The 12,271-nt window shown below is 65.4% G+C and carries 9 protein-coding genes; 2 read left to right on the top strand and 7 right to left on the bottom strand.

Features of this window, described 5'->3' with window-relative positions; translation table 11 throughout:
• The first annotated feature begins 87 nt into the window (after window positions 1-87).
• Window positions 88-2,565: an amino acid adenylation domain-containing protein gene (locus tag ACWPWT_RS15350; RefSeq protein ID WP_454280406.1), complete on the top strand. Its 2,478-nt coding sequence runs from the start codon at window positions 88-90 to the stop codon at window positions 2,563-2,565.
• A gap of 14 nt (window positions 2,566-2,579) precedes the next feature.
• On the opposite strand, the gene ACWPWT_RS15345 is transcribed toward ACWPWT_RS15350, so the two are convergent.
• The 7 genes from ACWPWT_RS15345 to ACWPWT_RS15315 all read right to left on the bottom strand — a co-directional run bounded on the left by ACWPWT_RS15345 (window position 2,580) and on the right by ACWPWT_RS15315 (window position 11,048).
• The gene (locus tag ACWPWT_RS15345) at window positions 2,580-2,825 is read right to left on the bottom strand and encodes a glutaredoxin domain-containing protein (RefSeq protein WP_454280405.1); all 246 of its coding nucleotides are present in this window, start codon (window positions 2,823-2,825) and stop codon (window positions 2,580-2,582) included.
• A gap of 116 nt (window positions 2,826-2,941) precedes the next feature.
• The gene (locus ACWPWT_RS15340; RefSeq protein WP_454280404.1) at window positions 2,942-3,670 is read right to left on the bottom strand and encodes a GntR family transcriptional regulator; all 729 of its coding nucleotides are present in this window, start codon (window positions 3,668-3,670) and stop codon (window positions 2,942-2,944) included.
• Window positions 3,671-3,672: 2 nt separating this feature from the next.
• Window positions 3,673-4,566 carry an N-acetylmuramic acid 6-phosphate etherase gene (locus tag ACWPWT_RS15335; RefSeq protein WP_261270805.1) on the bottom strand — a complete coding sequence of 298 codons (894 nt, stop codon included), beginning with the start codon at window positions 4,564-4,566 and terminating at the stop codon, window positions 3,673-3,675.
• Window positions 4,567-4,570: 4 nt separating this feature from the next.
• Window positions 4,571-6,127: a sodium:solute symporter gene (locus tag ACWPWT_RS15330; RefSeq protein WP_454280403.1), complete on the bottom strand. Its 1,557-nt coding sequence runs from the start codon at window positions 6,125-6,127 to the stop codon at window positions 4,571-4,573.
• Window positions 6,128-6,240: 113 nt separating this feature from the next.
• Complete coding sequence (locus ACWPWT_RS15325) at window positions 6,241-8,922, bottom strand: TonB-dependent receptor plug domain-containing protein (protein WP_454280402.1); 2,682 nt, start codon at window positions 8,920-8,922, stop codon at window positions 6,241-6,243.
• A gap of 171 nt (window positions 8,923-9,093) precedes the next feature.
• Window positions 9,094-10,191, bottom strand: a complete 1,098-nt coding sequence (locus ACWPWT_RS15320) for an anhydro-N-acetylmuramic acid kinase (RefSeq protein ID WP_454280401.1) — start codon at window positions 10,189-10,191, stop codon at window positions 9,094-9,096.
• Window positions 10,191-11,048, bottom strand: coding sequence for a protein phosphatase 2C domain-containing protein (locus ACWPWT_RS15315; RefSeq protein WP_454280400.1), 858 nt, complete (start codon window positions 11,046-11,048; stop codon window positions 10,191-10,193). Before ACWPWT_RS15315 ends, ACWPWT_RS15320 begins: the two co-directional genes overlap by 1 nt.
• A gap of 115 nt (window positions 11,049-11,163) precedes the next feature.
• Between ACWPWT_RS15315 and ACWPWT_RS15310 the strand changes: the two genes are divergently transcribed.
• Window positions 11,164-12,267 carry a beta-N-acetylglucosaminidase domain-containing protein gene (locus tag ACWPWT_RS15310; RefSeq protein ID WP_454280399.1) on the top strand — a complete coding sequence of 368 codons (1,104 nt, stop codon included), beginning with the start codon at window positions 11,164-11,166 and terminating at the stop codon, window positions 12,265-12,267.
• Window positions 12,268-12,271 lie beyond the last annotated feature (4 nt).

The raw sequence follows: 12,271 nt of genomic DNA, 5'->3' as shown, positions 1-12,271 counted from the left end.
ATCATTCGACATATCGCGGACCGGCGCTTCCTTCGATGAAATACTCACCGGTCAGAACCGGATCGAGGGAACAGGAAGGGGATGAAGGTGCTGCGTCAGCAAGAGACGGTCACGCATGTCGCGTCGCGGGCATGGCGCTCGCTTCCCGAAACATTCCAGCATCATGCCCGGTGCCAACCCGATGCAACCGCTGTCGAGGCGCAAGGAAGACGATATAGCTATCGCGAACTCGCGGAACGGGTCGAGCGACTGGCAGCCCGGCTGGCTCATGCCCTGACCGAGGACCATCCCCTGATCGGCCTTTGTCTGTCGCGCGACGTCGATCTGCCCGCCTGGCTGCTTGCCGTGCTCAAGGTCGGGGCGGCCTATCTTCCGATCGACGCCACGACACCCCCGACCCGGCTCGCCCATATCGTCGAGGATGCCCGCCCGGCGCTGATCGTCGCCAATCAACGCTATGCCGCGATGCTGGGCGATCTGGGCGTGCCGATGATGATCGCCGAGGATGACAGCGATCCCGTGCTCCACCTCCCTACGCCGCCGGTCACGCCTGACACACTGGCCTATGTCATCTTCACCTCCGGTTCGACCGGCCGCCCCAAAGGCGTGGAGATCGAGCATGGCTCGCTGGCCGCCCTTCTGAAGACGATGGCGGCCATTCCGGGGTTTCGCGTCGGCGAGCGGATCATGGGTATCACCCGGCTCAGCTTCGATCTTTCAGTGCCGGACCTGTTCCTGCCCTTCTTCGTCGGCGGGTCTCTGGCGCTGATCGAGTTGGAGGAAGCAGCCGACCCCGCGCGGCTCGCGGCGGCTTTCGATGCCTATCGCCCCGATCTGGTCCAGGCGACTCCGTCTACCTGGCGATCCCTGCTGGAACATGGCTGGAGCGGCCAGCCGGGATTGCGGATATTGGCGGGTGGCGAGGTGCTGACGCGGCCCATGGCCGACCGGCTGCTGCACCGATGCGACGAACTCTGGAACATCTATGGACCGACCGAGACGACCGTCTGGTCGACCGCATGCCACGTAACGCCCAGCCATGACGCCATACCCATCGGCTGGCCGATGGCGGGCATCGCCGTGCAGGTCACCGATGCGGCGTTGAACCCGGTCCCCACCGGCACGGTGGGCGAGATCGTGATCGGCGGGACCGGCGTCGCACGCGGCTATCGCAACCGCCCCGACCTGACCGCCGAGCGTTTCGTCCAGATGGCGGACGGAACGCGGGTCTATCGCACCGGCGATCTGGGGCGCTTCGACGAGCGCGGCGCACTCTATTGCCTGGGGCGGATCGACGATCAGGTAAAGGTGCGCGGCTTCCGGATCGAATTGGGCGATGTCGAGGCGGCACTGGCCCTCCATCCCGACGCGGCATGGGGGGCGGTGCGATTATGGACCGACGCCTCGGGCGAGCCGCTTCTGGTCGGCTATGTCGTGCCGCGCCGACAAGGGCTTCATGCCCGCGAGATCAAGTCCTTCCTCGCGAGCCATCTGCCGGGCTATATGATCCCGGATCGGATCGTCTTCCTGGCCATGATGCCACTAACCCCCAATGGAAAGATCGATCGCGCCGCCCTGCCCGATCCTTCCACCGATGCACCGGCATCGGTGCCGGTCGAGGCCGTCGACGCCATCGATCGACGATTAAGCGCGATCTGGTGCGACCTGCTGGGCCTGGCGCGCGTCGCCGATGACGATGATTTCTTCGATCTGGGCGGCTATTCGCTGATGACGGTGCGGCTCAGCCGCCGGATCGAGACGGTCTTTGGCGTGCGCTTGCCGCTGATCGAGTTGATGCGCCATTCGACCCTGTCGGCGATGGCGGCACGCATCGCAGCGGGGAACCAGCCGATGGACGGGGCTGCGATGCTGCTCAACCCTGACGGCCATCGACCGCCACTCTTCTGGCTCGACACCGGACCATTGATGCGGACGATGCTGCGGGGCCTGTCCGCCGATCAGCCCGTCTTCGCGCTCAACACCGATCCCGTTGACGAAGATGCCTTGGGCGGCGGACCGCTATCGATCTTAGCGGTGGCGGCCCGGCTGCGGCGTCATCTGCTGGCAGCACAACCCAATGGCCCTTATTATCTGGGCGGATGGTGCCGCTGGGGAATCGTCGCCTATGAACTGGCACGGCAATTGACGGAAGCGGGCCACGAGGTCGGCCTGCTCGCCCTGCTGGATGCGGATCGGCCTGGGGCGGGCGGGATGAGACGGCGGATGGCCGAACTGCTGCGACGGCGGGTCGGCATCCGGCCCGATGATGCCAGCTTCAGCCAGCGGGTCGAGCAGGCGACGCGCTCCTATGTTGCCGCCCCCTATTGCGGAAACGTCCTGCTGATGCAGCCGACGACACGGCATGGCGACTCGGGCTGGAACGCGGTTTTGAAAGGGCGGATCACGGTTCGGGAAATCGCCGGAGACCATGAAACCATGGTGCGGGGCAACGCCGCGCTGGCGCTCGCCGCCGCCCTGGATGCCGCGCTATTGTCCGTTCAGCCGCCACTTGCCGCAGGCCGGGACCATTTGCAGGCGTCCGTCCTGGCAGCACAGCCAGCGTGATCGCGCCGCCGGGATCATCCGGCCAGATAGGCCTCCAACGCGTCGCTCCCGCCGATGCGTTCGCCCGCGATGAAGACCTGCGGCGTGGTGGCGACGCCCTGCTCGTCCTTGAAAGCCTCCACCTCTTTACGGGTCGAGAGAATATGATCCTCCACCTCAAAGCCCGCTGCCTCCAGCATCGCCTTCGCCCGGACGCCGAAAGGGCATGTATGCTCGGGAAGCACCATCCGGTAGAGGGTCGCAACCTTGTCGTCCGCCATGCCAAGCCGTCCCATGCGCGGCATCAGCGCCGCGACACAAAAGCGTTGCGGCGCGCAAACCGTTCCATGATGGCCCCGCTCGCCGGGCCGTCCAACGGATTAGCGCAAGCGCGGGATCACACGACGTTCAGATCCGTCACGAACTCATAGCGATCGCCGCGATAGACCGAACGGGTGAATTCGACGACGCGGCCGTCGGGGATCCGCGTGCAACGTTCGATCCGCAACACTTCGGAATTCTGTCGCACGCTCAGGATTCCGGCTTCCGTCTCGGTCGCGAGCGAGGCGCGGATACGCTGTGTCCCCGATGTCGGTCGGAAACCATGCACGTCCAGCGCCTGATAGAGCGAGTCGCCCAGCGCATCGAGATCGGGCATGAAAATGGCCGGGATCACCGCATGTTCTATCGCCAGCGGCTCGTTGCCCGCCAGACGGACACGCCCAAGCCGCGCGACGCGGACATCGGGCGCCACTTCCAGCGCGGCGGCTTCCTCCTCGGTCGGCAACGCATAGGATTTGTATATCCAAACGACGCCCGGGTCCTGTCCGCGCGACCGGGTGTCGTCGCTGAAACTGGTGAGCTTCGCCCCCGCCGTTTCGATCCGCCGCGCGACGAAGGTGCCCGAGCCATGTTTGCTGATGAGCACCCCTTCGTCGATCAACTGCTTGAGGCCCTTGCGGACCGTCACCCGCGACAGGCCCGCCATTTCGCTGAGTTCGCGTTCCGAGGGCAGAGCGCTGCCGGGATCGATGCCGCCGCCATTGATGTGCTCGCGCAGGCTTTGGGCCAGTTGCATGTATAGCGGCGTCGCTTCGTCGCTTCGCGTCCAGGCTATATCGCGCACCGTTACGCCTCCCGTTCGCCGAGCGCCCGCATGACACCGCGCAGGCTGCCGCGATGGCGGTCGAGCAGCGCGGCGGCCTCCTCGACCGGAAGACCCTTGGCGACGATGATGCCCAGTCGAATGTCGTTGTCCGCCCGTTCGAGCGCGCGCGTCGCCACCTCGGCATCCACTCCGGCAATATCCTGAACCATACGCCGACCGCGTTGCAAGAGCTTCGCATTGGAGACGCGCATGGCCACCATCCGCCCGCGATAGACGAGACCGAGCCGGAGCATCACCGCAGTCGACAACAGGTTCAGCACCGCCTTTTGCGCCGTTCCGGCCTTCATCCGGGTCGAGCCCGCCAGAACCTCGCTGCCGGTATCGGCGACCACGACATGCTCGGCGCGCTCGGTCAGCGGCATTCCCGGATTGTTGGTGATGCCGATCGTCAGCGCACCGACCGCACGTGCTCGCTCGATCACCGCGACCGTGTAGGGCGTCCGCCCGCTGGCGGCGACGCCGATCACGACATCGGACGGCGTGATGCCGCAGGCGTCGATGTCCCTGCGCGCGGCGTCGACGTCGTCCTCCGCCCCTTCGCGCGCTTCGGTCAGTGCGCCCATGCCGCCCGCCATCAGAAAGATCATGCGCTCCATCGGCCAGCCGAAGGTGGGGTGAAGCTCGGTCCCGTCCTGGACCGCGAGGCGCCCCGATGTGCCTGCGCCCACGAAGACCAGCCGCCCGTCCTGCCCCAACCGCGCGGCGGCGGCTTCGGCAGCGTGCGCGATGGCGGCGACCTGGGACTGAAGGGCCGCGATGGCCGCCATCTGCCCCTCCAGCATCGCCTCGACGGCGAACTGGGTCGGCCAGAGGTCGAGATCGAGGAAACGGGGATCGAGCGCTTCGGTGTTCATCATATCAACGACCTCGGTGCGGAGCGGTGCCAGCGGGTGCGGCGCAGACCAGAAACGCGACGGCCGTGCCCAGACAAAGCTGAAACGGGAAGGACAGCCCGTTAAGGGCCAGGGGCAGACCGATCGCCCTGGCAATGGCAGGTTGCAGCAACACGATCGTGACAAAGCCGATCAGCAGCGCGGCGATCGCCGATCCGGTCGTCCCTCGTGTGGTGAACAGCGCAGTGAAATAGACACCCAGCAGGCCGGCATAGCTGAACACCATGACCTGAAGCGCGAACTCCAGCAGGCCCATCGAGCTGTAACGCTGCCAATAGAAGGACGCGACGGCCATCAGGAACATCGCAAAGCCGATGACGCCCATGCCCGCGCGCCCCGCCTGGACGAAATGATGCTCGTCGACCGGCCCACGCCGATCACGCCAGGGACGGTAGAAATCCTGCACCAGGACGGACGACATCGCGTTGAGGGCCGAATTGGTCGTCGCCACCGCCGCCGCGCAAATGCCGATCGTCACCAGACCTCGCAGGCCGCCCGGCAATTGGGTGAGGATATAATGCATGAAAATGCTGATCTTCTCGCCGCCGAACTGGCTGGCCGCGACGGCTCCGGACCCGCCCATCAGATCTGGGCGGTCGTAGAAAATGTAGAGCAGCAGACCGATCACGATGAACATGCCCACCGTCGGCACCGTCGCCAGGACGGAGAGGTAAAGGCTACGCGCGCCCGTCTTCGCGTCCTTGCACGACAACAGGCGCTGCGTGGTATCCTGATCCATGCCCGCATTCGCGATGTAAAGCAGCGCGAGGCCTGTCACGATCGCCAGCATCGAAAAGGGTCGCGACAGATCGAGCGAGAAGTCGAACAGCCGCAGCTTGTCGACACCCTCCGGCGTATGGGCCAGCGCGTCCAGGATCTGGGCGTTGGAGGCCGGGATCGACAGGCGCAGGAACACCAGCACCGCCACCGCCGACCCGATATAGACGATGAACTGAATCAGGTCGTTCCACAGAACCGATTTCAGGCCGCCCACAAAAGTGAACGCCACGCTCGCGACGACCAGTGCCGCAGCCGCGATCATGATGCCCTGCGCACCGACGCTGCCCGTCACGACCATCGCAAGCGCGATCGCGGCGAGATAGACCCGCGCACCACCGGCAAAGACGCGTCCCACCAGAAACATGCCCCCCGCCCAGCGCGTGGCCCGCTCACTGAAACGCAGCGTCAGCAACTCGTAGGCGGTGGTGGCACGGATCGCATAGAAGCGCGGGATCAGGACATGGGCGACGAATACCGCACCGATCAGCCCGCCGATATTGCCGCTGAGATAGGTCAGGTCGCCACGATAGCCATAGTCCGGCCCGCCAAGGAAGGTCGCCGCCGACTGGGTTGCGGACAGGACCGAAAGCGCGGCGAGCCAGGCGGGAACATTGCCCCCCGCCAGAAAATACTCCCGCGCCGACTCGGTCTTGCGGGGCGTGAATATCCATCCGCCCGCGACCAGCAGCAGCAGATAGGCCGCGATGACGAGCCAGTCGGCCAGAGAGAAGGGCAACATCATCGAAACATGCTCCGATTGCTTCGGACCGGACGTCCACGGGCGAAAAACGATCGCGCCCGCCCCTCGGATCGGGCCGGGCGCTATGGCTAAGTTGAGCGATCAGAGATGCGCGGTCAGGGAAAAGCCGATCGTCCGTCCCAGGATGTCATAGGTGTCGGGGAAGGTGTTGAACACGCCCCCGTCGATACGCGCGGCGGGTTGCGGTCGAGCAAATTGTAGACGCCCGCGCTCATCGTGACGGTGTCGGTGAAATCATAGGATGCCGAGAGGTCGAAGGTGTCCTGTGCCTTGATCGTCTCCGTCGATCCGACCGTGCTCGATCGGACCTTGCCGATGCGCTGCCAGTCGAACTGGATCACCCCCTTGTCGAGCAGCCAGCCGATCCCGGCGGTATGCCGATAGGCGGGCTGTACCAGCGTCGTGCCGTCGCTGGAGCAGGTCGCGCCGAACGTGCCCTTGCACTGCACCGCGGACACGGTCGGGTTCGCCTGGATCAGATAGGAGGTGACGATATTGCCCTGATAGCTGGCGCGCATGCCCCTGCCCGGCAACCAGTCCGCGCGCAGCGTATAGGCCGCCGAAATGTCGAAGCCGCGCTGCAGCAGGCGGCCCAGATTCTGGTTGTTGACGAACGCGTCGGCGAAGCTGCCATTCGCGTTGCGGGTGACGAGTGCGCACAGCGGATTGCCCGCCGTCGGATTGGTGATGTAGCAGCTCGTGATCGCCGCGATCGGCTGGATCACGCCGACGGCCCCGCGCAGGTCGAGATTATAATAGTCGAACGTCACGTTCAGGCCGGGCAGGAAGGTCGGGGTGAACACCGCGCCCGCCGTCGTCGTATAGCCTGTCTCCGGCTTGATGTCGGGATTGCCGCCATAATAATAATTGCCGGTCAGGTAGCTCGCGGCGTTGGAATTGGCCGAGCCGACGGCCGGTGCGCCCAGGCGCGCACACTGCGCCGCGTTGCCGGTGCCCAGCACGCACGGATCGCCCCCATAGCGAGGCTTCAGCCGATCGACGGTGACGAGATTGCTGAGCGGCAGGGATGAGGTGGAGGCGGCGAACTCGCCGAAATTGGGGGTCCGCAGTACACGCTGATAGGTACCGCGCAGCCGCAGGTTGCGATCGACCTCCCAATTGCCCTCGACCTTCCAGGTGCCGTGCGTGCCGAACAAGTTATAGTCCGACAGTCGATACGCACCGCCAATGTCCAGCTTGCGGATCAACGGCGTGTCGTGGATCAGCGGAACGAGCACTTCGCCATAAAGCTCGGCGACGTCGAACGCCCCCTTATATGCGCCCTGCACGCCCTGGCGGTAGGTGTTGCCGGTCAGCAGCGCGCTGTCCTGGTTGATGCTCGCAGTCTCCCGGCGATATTCGACGCCCGCCGCAAAGCCGATCGGGCCCGCCGGCAGGGAGAACAGGTCGGCCAGGCTGCCGCTGATCGTTGCGGCGGTTACGAACTGGTCACGCTTGCGATTGAAGCCGTCGATCGTGCTGCCCAACGCGGAGGCAAGCCCCGGTTGCCGTGGGCCGAAGATATTCACGGTGTTGACGATAGACGCGAAATTGTTCGCGCCCGCTACGTTGTTGACCACGCCATCGCCCGAGATCAAAGAGGATTCGGTCGAGCGGCCATATTGCGCATAGACGTTCCACCGCACCGCATCGGTCAACGGGCCTCGCAGGCCGGACTGGAACTGCAACGTGTTCCGCTCGGTCGCATAGGTGATCAACCCCAGCTCGGCGAGCGAGCGCGACACATTCACCTGTGCCGAGCCGTTCACGAATGTCAGCTGGTTGCGGATCGCGTCGGTCAGGAACGGATTGGTCGCGCTGATCGCCACCGTGCGGTTGACCGACGCCGGGGCCGCGCCCGGCGTGCCGGTCTCCTCGGTCCGGGCGTTGGTGTACATCGCGCGGCCATAGATTTCGACCTGCGGCGTAATTTCATATTTGTAGAGCACCGCCACGTTGATCCTCTTGAGCGGAGAGATCAGCGGATAGCTGGCCGAGAGGTTCGAGGTGGCCGAGGGCGTGGTCGTAAAGGCGCCGTCGTCGGTAAAGCCGAAGCGCCGACCGCTGGCGACATCGGTGAAGACGCCGCCGATGCTGGGAATGGTCTGATTGGGGGTTGCGGCCCAGTCGCGCTGTCCCGCCCGAACGCCGTCACGCTGGGTATAGTCCGCCGCGATCACCAGGTTGCCACGATCACCGATGCCGGTGCCCAGCATCAGCGAACCGCCATATTGCGCGCCACCCCTGACCGACAGCCGGCTGGTCGCGGTGCCGCGAATGCCCTTATATTCGTCATTGAGGATGAAGTTCACGACGCCCGCGACCGCGTCCGCACCGTAAACGGCGGCCGCGCCGCCGGTCAGCACATCGACGCGCTTGATAAGCGAGGCGGGGATCGCATTGACATCGACCGAGTTGCGGAAGCTGAACGGCGCCGCGCGGGTGCCGTCGATCAGAACCAGCGACCGGCTCTGGCCGAAGTTGCGCAGCTCCAGAACCTGCGCGCCGAACGCGTCGCTGCCCTGCGAGCCCTGGCGGACGCCGCCCGACAGTTGCGGGATCTTGGTCGAGAAATCCTCGATGGTCAGTGCGGACTGCAGCTTGATCTGCTCTTCGCTGGTCGAGGCGACCGGACTGCTGGAGGTAAGGCCGGGAATCGGGATGCGCGTGCCGGTCACCACGATGTCGCCGCCCGCGGCGGGTTCCCCCTGCGCCTCCGCCACCGGGCCGGTCTGAGCGAGCGCGAGGCTCGGCATCTGCACAAGGGCAACGGCCAAGGCTGCTGCGGCTGCGGTATGTCGGTACGACGTCACCATGATGGAGTCCCTCCCATAAGCCCGAACCCGGTCCCGTCGACAGGCCAGCTCGGGACTCGACGGGACACGGGAACGAGCCGAACTATGCATACCTGTCTTCAACTTGTAAAGATGTGGTATTATATATTGGTATTAGTGTTTGATTGTCGTCGGTTGCCATGTCCGGCCGCCCGTCAGTGGTTCGGCAACTCCCGTCGTGCCGGGGAAGGTCAGCGGCAGGCCAAGCGCGCTCCGCGCCGCCAGGAATGCCATCGCCTCGGCCTCGACGAAGTCGCTACGCAGGCCGATTTCATCCGCCGTCCGGCACGGCCCCAACCGATCGCGCAATGCCGCCATCAAAACAGGATTATGTCCGCCACCGCCGCATATGACCCAAAGCTCGGGCGATGCCGGCAAACTGCGCGCTGCCAGCGCCACGGCCTCTGCCGTGAAAGCGGTCAGTGTCGCCGAGGCGTCCTCAAGCGAGCAGGCATCCGCCCAGTCCAACGGGAAATCGTAGCGATCGAGCGACTTCGCCCCCGTCTCACGAAAATAGTCATGGGCCAGCAGCTCGGCCAGCACACGCGTATCGACGGCGCCCGCAGCGGCGAACCGACCACCATCGTCATAGCGACCCGCTCCGTGCGCCTGGACGACCTGGTCGATCAACCCATTGCCGGGACCCGTATCGAACGCGATCAACGTTCCGTCCGAACCGATCCAGGTCAGGTTCGCGACGCCGCCGATATTGAGGAATGCGACAGGCCTCGCCAGCCCAAGATGCTCGGCGAGCGCGGCATGATAGGCCGGCACCAGCGGAGCCCCCTGCCCACCAGCATGTAGATCGTCTTGCCGCATCTGCGCGACGACCGGCACATCCAGGGCATCGGCCAGCCGCTGCGGATCGCCGATCTGGACCGAAAGCCGTCGCTCAGGGCGATGAAGCACCGTCTGGCCGTGAAAGCCGATCAGGTCGGGGCGGCGACCGGCCTCTTTGATAACCCGCTCACCCGCCGCGACATGCGACCGATGGATCACGGCAGCCGCGTCTTCGAACGAAGGTGGTGCGACCCCATGGCCGTTCCACGCCAGCGCATCCTGCGTCGCACGCTCTACCACGGCGCGATCGGCGGTCGCAAACGGGATCATCGCGGCGGGGCCGAATCCCCCGATCCGCTCGCCATCGGTCTCGATAAGCGCGACATCGACCCCGTCGAGCGACGTTCCGCTCATATAGCCCATGACCAGCATCAGTTCGACGAGTCCCAGGCGCAGACGATCAGGCTGGCATCGTCGTGCCGCTTCACGCGGGTGTAACGATGGAGCGAATCCGGCTCGCGCTCGATGTCACGCAATCGCGCCAGCCACTCGCGCCCCTCTTCCGGCATCGCGATCGCCAGAAGATCGGCGGGCGTCGCAGTGCCGAACAATTCGACAAGCCGCAGGAACCCGTCGCTTGCGATCGCGAAGCGCTGGCCGGGCTGCAGGGGAAGCGTTGCCTGCCACACATGATCCGCAGCGGCAGGCTCGGTGCCGAGCACCCAATAGCCGCCCTCGCGATTCTTGAGGCGGCGATTGGCACGCAATCCCGGTATCAGTCGCGCCTTCAGGACATCGGGGTCGATCGTCGGATTCTCGTCATGGATCGCCTTGACCGCAGCCAACGTCCGCGCCTCGATGGCATCCAGATCCGACGCCCCGAATAATCGGGCGGCACCCGCGTCATCGACTGCCGCGACACGACAGTCGGCGAGGCACGTGATCTCGACCATGTCGCCGATGATGCGGAGCATGGCAAAGGCCGCCGAGGGGAGATCGCATGCCTCGATCCCGGTCCGCAATCGCACCGGCCCCAACGCCTCGGCACAACGCGTCATGACCGTGCGAAGGATTTCGACGGTGGGACGTGCCGGGTCTTCGGCCAGGGCATCCGCGATCAGCCGGTTCGCTGTCTGCGCGAGCCATGCCGCATCGCTCGGCGCGTCGAGCACGGACGGCCCAATGCCGGTTGCGCCATCGATCACCCAGGCGGCATTGCCATAATGGCCGATCGCATCCTCATTCACATGCCCCGGCCCATCGGACAGCGCGACGTCGATCCTCAGCATGAAATGCTCCCCATCCGATTTCGAATGCGATGGGAGGCTATCAACTTTGCTCTGCTCATGCAAACCAATAGGATGCCACTTGCGAAGAGTGGCGAACTGGTATCTAAACTACGTCATGACTTCGCATATCGACATGTCTCCGGCAGCAGCCCCGCCATGCCCCGATCTGGGCCTGATCGAGGGGCGGTTCGGTCGCATCTGGACGCCGGACGAACGCCATCATGTCGTCAGGATGCTCGGGCAGGCCGGTTACGCCTTCTATCATTATGGGCCCAAGGCAGATCGGGCGCTGCGGCGCGACTGGCGCACCGGCCATGACCGGGAACAGACCGGGATGCTGGCCCGCCTGTCCGACGAATGCCGCGCGGCGGGCCTGCGTTTCGGAATCGCGATCACGCCGGTCGGATCGACCCACCCGTTCGACGATCAGGCCCGCGCCGATCTCAGGCGGAGGCTGGCCGATCTGGATGCGATCGGGATCGACGACCTCGCCGTGCTGTTCGACGACCTGCGCGGCGACATGCCGGACCTCGCGCGGAGCCAGGCGGAGGTGGTCAATTTCTGCGCCGGCCTGACCCGTGCGTCGCGCGTCTTTACCTGCCCGACCTATTATTCAGACGATCCGGTGCTCGACCTCGTCTTCGGCGAACGCCCGTGCGATTATCTCGCCGATCTGGGGCGTGGGCTCGACCGGTCGGTGCAGGTCTATTGGACCGGCGAAGAGGTTTGCTCGCCCGAGATCGGCGGCGCCCATCTCGACCGGGTGGCTGCGGAACTGGGGCGGCCGGTCTGCCTGTGGGACAATTATCCGGTCAATGACGGCGCGCGCATGTCGCGCTTCCTGCATCTGCGCGGGCTTACCGGACGATCGGCGCGGCTCGCCGGGCGAGTAACCGGCCATGCCATCAATCCCGCGATCCAGGCGCATCTGACCTGCATCCCCGCCCTGACGCTGCCCATGCTATATGACCGGGGCGACGACTATAGCTATGGCGCAGCTTTCGCCGAGGCGGCGGAAAGCCTGCTCGGCGAGGACTTCGCCCGGATGCTGCGCCAGGATGTGGCCGCGTTGCAGGATGTCGGCCATGATCGGCTCGGCCCGCGAGGGGATCGGCTCTGTGCCCGCTACGGCGCCATCGATCACCCTGCGGCGCGCGAGATCATCGACTGGCTGGACGGCAAGGGCCTGATGACCGACGAGGAGGTTCAGACCCAATGACCCC

Source organism: Sphingomonas sp. Marseille-Q8236, assembly GCF_965112005.1.
Note: the sequence above shows the minus strand (reverse complement) of the source record. Positions and strands in the feature narration are given on the sequence as shown.

Bases quoted from the DNA above. Each gene is read 5' to 3' on its own strand.
- ACWPWT_RS15345 (WP_454280405.1), bottom strand. From the start codon at position 2,825: ATGGCGGACGACAAGGTTGCGACCCTCTACCGGATGGTGCTTCCCGAG.
- ACWPWT_RS15335 (WP_261270805.1), bottom strand. From the start codon at position 4,566: ATGAACACCGAAGCGCTCGATCCCCGTTTCCTCGATCTCGACCTCTGG.
- ACWPWT_RS15330 (WP_454280403.1), bottom strand. From the start codon at position 6,127: ATGATGTTGCCCTTCTCTCTGGCCGACTGGCTCGTCATCGCGGCCTAT.
- ACWPWT_RS15320 (WP_454280401.1), bottom strand. From the start codon at position 10,191: ATGCTGGTCATGGGCTATATGAGCGGAACGTCGCTCGACGGGGTCGAT.
- ACWPWT_RS15315 (WP_454280400.1), bottom strand. From the start codon at position 11,048: ATGCTGAGGATCGACGTCGCGCTGTCCGATGGGCCGGGGCATGTGAAT.
- ACWPWT_RS15310 (WP_454280399.1), top strand. From the start codon at position 11,164: ATGACTTCGCATATCGACATGTCTCCGGCAGCAGCCCCGCCATGCCCC.